General features: G+C 43.4%; 1 protein-coding gene. It reads right to left on the bottom strand.

All coding sequences use genetic code 11. The features are described from left to right. Positions 1-5452: lectin-like domain-containing protein (locus HMPREF2697_RS10435; protein ID WP_257375249.1), on the bottom strand; the 5452-nt coding region annotated here is incomplete at its 3' end. Positions 5453-5502 lie beyond the last annotated feature (50 nt).

Genomic DNA, 5502 nt, shown 5'->3' with positions numbered 1-5502 from the left:
CACTCATTGAGGCTGACGTACTTGCCGATTCTGAGGCACTTGTTGATGCGCTCATGGAAGCACTGGTACTTGCGGATTCGCTCGCACTTGTTGAAGCGCTCATGGACGCTGAAGTACTTGCCGATTCTGATGCGCTGGTTGATGCACTCATGGAAGCCGACGTACTTGCCGATTCTGAGGCACTGGTTGAGGCGCTCATGGACGCTGAGGTACTTGCTGACTCTGAAGCACTCGTTGAGGCACTCATGGACGCTGACGTACTTGCGGATTCTGATGCACTTGTTGAGGCGCTTTGTGAGGCGCTTGTACTTGCGGACTCGCTCGCACTGGTTGAAGCACTTTGCGATGCGCTTGTACTTGCGGATTCAGACGCACTCGTTGAAGCACTCATTGAGGCTGACGTACTTGCCGATTCTGAAGCACTTGTCGAGGCACTCTGTGAGGCACTGGTACTTGCTGACTCTGATGCACTTGTTGAGGCACTCATGGACGCGGACGTACTTGCCGATTCACTTGCGCTGGTTGAAGCGCTCATGGACGCTGACGTACTTGCGGACTCACTTGCACTTGTTGATGCACTCTGTGACGCGGACGTACTTGCTGATTCACTCGCACTTGTTGAAGCGCTTTGCGATGCGGACGTACTTGCGGACTCTGAAGCACTTGTAGAGGCGCTCATCGAGGCAGATGTACTTGCTGACTCGCTAGCACTTGTTGAAGCACTTTGCGATGCGGACGTACTTGCTGATTCAGACGCACTTGTCGATGCACTCTGTGACGCGGATGTACTTGCGGATTCTGATGCACTAGTTAAGGCACTCATTGATGCCGACGTACTTGCCGACTCACTCGCACTCGTAAAAGCACTTTGCGATGCGGACGTACTTGCTGATTCACTGGCGCTTGTACTTACAGATTCGCTTTCTCTTGCGGACGTACTTGCTGATTCACTGGCAGATGTACTTGTACTTGTTGATTCTGACTTGTACACAGTATCTGATACCGTTTCACTTTGTGTATATGTTGTTAGTGGGTATTGAGATTGATTTGTTTGATTCTTATCGAAATCTTTGTAATAGACTGTTGCAACACCATCGTTACTGATTTCAATACTTGCAATACGATCTCGGCCATTTGCAATCACTCTATCATGCGCCTTCATGATTTCTTCACGAACTTTAGCTTTATCTGTCTCTGTTAAGTGACCGATATCCTTTACTTGTGTAACAGTTATCGAAGGCTTGTTAAATAGATCTTTTAATTGACCTTGTCTAACACCAAATTCATCAGATAAAGTCTTATTTCCACTTAGGTCGACTGCTTCTACACGACGTCCCCAACGGTTACCTGCTCCCCAAATCAAGTCACTCTTTGGAACAACGGTAAAGGTAAAGGTTGTCTGGTCATCGCTCATAACGGTATTGATAATATTTGGAATAGCACCCGTTCCCCAGTTTGTATTTCCCTGGAAGAAATCTGAAAGGACAGTCGCATTCCCAGTTACTCGTAAGGTAGCAAGCTTACCGCTATTGTCTTTACCAGTAACGGTCACTTGGATGACATCTCCAGCATAGAAAACATAGTCACCATTTATTCCTATCTGAGGATCTTTGCCGTTTACCTTAACCTTATACTCAACAGTTGGTTTCACTGTTTCTGCCGTAATCGTCGCTGTAGCCTTTTCTGAAGTTTCCCCTTCAAATGTGCTTGTAGCCGTAACAGTACCTACAGGCAATAAGCCATTGTTATCATCATAGGCTTGCTTCAGATCCTGTGCCGTAAAAGTAACACTTTCATCACTAGCTCCTGCCTCCTTGGTAAACTGATGCCCATTCAAAGTCAAAGTGACCGTGGAACTAGGTAGAACGTTCGTGACTTGAATAGATTTACCTGGTAAGCCACCTGTCTCTGTCACTGACTCCTCAGAGATCACTGGAGTAGGGATAACCGTATATTCGGCAGTTATTGGAATCGTCAGAGGGATATCTGACTTATCATCTGTGATCGTATAAGCAATGTCTAATGTAGCTTTCCCAGCAGTTGTAATGTCTGGTCCTAAGCCATCTCTGAATTCCCCTATAAAATTAGGATTTCCCGTAATAGTCACCCAACTAACCGGATCTTTACTAGTTCTATAATTTTCATCTTCTACATTTTGATGGAAAACTTTGTGTTTGGTTGTGAGTTCAATAACACGGTGTTCGAGTGTCGTTGAAGTCGTAAGCAATTTAGAAGTATCTGTCGTTGCTCCATAACGCCCCACATCATAAATCCGCTTAATGGCATAGGTAAATGTTCCTGTGTTATCAACTGTTAATGGGATAGTGGTAAAGCTGACTCCAGACGCATCTGTCCATTGTGTTGTATAAGAAACATCTGTAGTGTCTGATTTAATATAATTACTCTCATCTTTTCCATTATGAAGACCTTGGCCTTTAAGATCATAAATAGGACTCTTAGCTTCAATCGTCGGTAAAATGGTGTAAGGAACTGAAACCGTGTAAGTTTGAGAATCCCCTGGAAGTTGAACAGTAACCTCCGCAACTCGATCCCCTACCGTATTGGTATTGATTAGATCTTTTGATGTCTTCCAACGTACTGAACTTCCTGAAGGCAAAGCTAAATCATTGGCTAATTTTACAAAATTACTTGGAATACTTAATTCTGGAGAACCTTCATGATGAAGGGCATAGAGCCTATCCGCCTTCGCTTTAGGTGCAGCATAAGTCGCTAATTTTGAATTTCCAGAAGCTGTGTAAGTCGCTGTGCCACCTGTTTCTGTCGGCCCTGTCTTAGATGTACTTGCTTGGATATTTCCATATGGCAAAGCTGTTGTGACTGTGACAGTTGCATTCCCAGATGCATCAGCTACTGCAGTTCCAATAGCCCTCCCTGCTGAATTGCTCAACGTAACGGTTGCACCTGGTGAAGCTGTTACTGCAATCTGCTGATTCTTCATACCAGCTTTACCGGTCAAATCAGTCGTAATCGTTGCTACTTTTGGATTGACCGTTACGACAACATCAATCTCTTTAGTGGCTCTATGTCCTGCTCCATCCTCACCAGTTTTTACAATAACTGTTTTCGTGAATTTTCCGATTTGATCCATGCTCGGAGCATCATTGTTTTTCCAGGTGAAGGTATCATTGGCCACAGGAGTGATTGCATTCGAACCAGATGCATACTGCACTGCGCTGATTGCATTAATTGTAACATTGTCACCTTGAGTAAAGACCCAAGATCTCGTAGGGTTTGGTGTCGGGTTGGCAACAAGATCATAAACAATGTGTCGGAAAGTAGATGAAACCGTCAGTAACTTGCTAGATTCCGTTTCACCATACCGACCCTTTGGAAAAACTGCTTTTAACGTATAGTCTTTATAACCTACCGTATCGGTATTGATATCATCAATCTTCGTGGTTCCATCATAAAGTCCCCAAGACATTCCTGAAGGATACCAACCACCCGTACCTAATTTCGTAAGGTAACTGTAATAACCACCACCTGAAGCTGAACCATTTGTCAGTGATTGTCCTTTAAAGTCGTAGATTGGACTTTTGGCGCTAAGAGATGGATAAACAGTGTAGGGGATATCAACTGTTTGAACATAGCCATTCGGCATGGTGACTTTTACAGTAGCCTGTTTATCACCTTGATCAGACGTATCAAAAGGTGTTGCAAATTCGTACTTGGTATCACTTGGTAGGGTCACACCTGTTTGAGTCTTTACAAAATTTTGAGCGACAGTTAAATCAGAAGCATTTTCACCAACATAGGTATAGATACGATCCACCTTTTTCTCTACTGTAGGAGAGTAGGTATAGGTAACTGTTACCTTTCCTTTCTTAAATTCAATCTTGTTTCCGCCTCTATAGAGATTATATGTGTTGGCATTATTTCGTTGAACTTTGTAACCAGGAATATCCAGGTAACTTGTTAAATCTTGGATATTTCCTCCTAGACCAGAAATGGTTTTAGATGGTTTGAGCTCCACTCCTGTAATATCATCTACATACTTGATCGTAATGTAAGATCCACCTGTGGTGTAATCGAAGGATTCAAGTCGAAATTGTTGTAAGTTAACACCTGAACCAGTTGAAGCAAATAATGCAAAAGCTAATTCACTAGGATTTCCTGCATTTGACAACAGTGTCATATTCTTTGTATCGTTCCAAAGAGTATTTGTAGGTATAACTTTATCAATAACCTGATAATCACTTTGTTGACCAATTTTCTGATTTGCTAAATTATAAGACCAAGTCTGTCCAGCATAATTTACGGTCATAACTTTAGTCTTACCATCATAATTTACAGTGTAATTTTGGAAAGAATTATTTGTTGGATTCGTTTGAAGTTTAGAAAAAGTCGAAATAACAGGATAAACTCGTCCTTGTGCATTAACATATTTCGTTCCATTATAACTATAAATAAATCCTCCGAATGCTCCGCCACCACCAACTCGTGAGGGATCTGCTGAAGCCATATTTTGGGAATCTGGAGCACTCGTATTATGCCATGTATCAAGTTTAAAACCAAAGGATCCTTTAAGGTTGGTTCCCCCCATCCCAAGACTTGCACCTGATCCATTGCCATTGGCATTTCCTATTTCACCAACGTTACCCGTAGAGAAAATAGCCGCAACACCGTCACCACCGTCATGACCATTATTTCTAAACCTTTCATAAGCATCACCTAGATTGATTTTTCCTTTGAGCACAAAACTCTCGGTCATATCAATCTTATTCTTAAGCGTATAGGAACCTGCTTGACCACCACTCGCAGTGGTTAGGGTCACAGTACCATTATTAAAGGTTGCCGAACCGTTAGTCTGGAAGTAATCCATTTGATCTTCCGGCGTAACATGAAGTGCTGCTTTTGGCGTGTAAGTAGCATTCCCAATATTTGTTGCTGCTCTGAAACCTGTTCCTGTCGGAAGTGCTCTCCCATTACGGCTGTCTCGAAGTCCAGAATTTGCACGCAACACCGTATTGACCACAGTATTACGGGTTCTAGTAGCTTCAGAGATAAGAGCGTTGAGGTCAGCATTTGGATCTGTCAAAGCATTTTGAATCGCTTCAATCGTAGCATTTCCTTTTAGAAGGGCACTTTCCGCTCCTTCACGATTGCCTAGTCTTCCTAGATAAGTTCCAATTTCAGTAGACAGTGAGGTAAGCTTTGCCTCTTGCTCTTGACGCTTCTTATCCGCCTCAATACTCACCGCCACAGCAGTATTAGCTACTGCTGTAGCTTCTGAAGCTACTTCTGCTGCTTGTGCTGAGACTGTCGGTACTGACGCTCTTGTTGTTAAATCTGACGAACGTGATGTCTCATTGGTATCTAAGCCTTCTGAACGCATTGAGCCTGCACCACTCTCAGACCCCGTCTGGCTCGTAGCAGTAACATGACTACTTGATGTCTCACTGGCTCGCCCTGTCGCCTTTGAGCCACTCATTGAAACTGAAGTAGATTCCGAAGCTTTCTGTGAAGCCGAAGCACTGGTGC

The organism is Streptococcus sp. HMSC064D12, assembly GCF_001837205.1.
GTDB lineage: Bacteria > Bacillota > Bacilli > Lactobacillales > Streptococcaceae > Streptococcus > Streptococcus salivarius_D.
The sequence above is the reverse complement of the archived record's forward strand: the minus strand, read 5'-3'. Positions and strand labels throughout refer to the sequence as shown.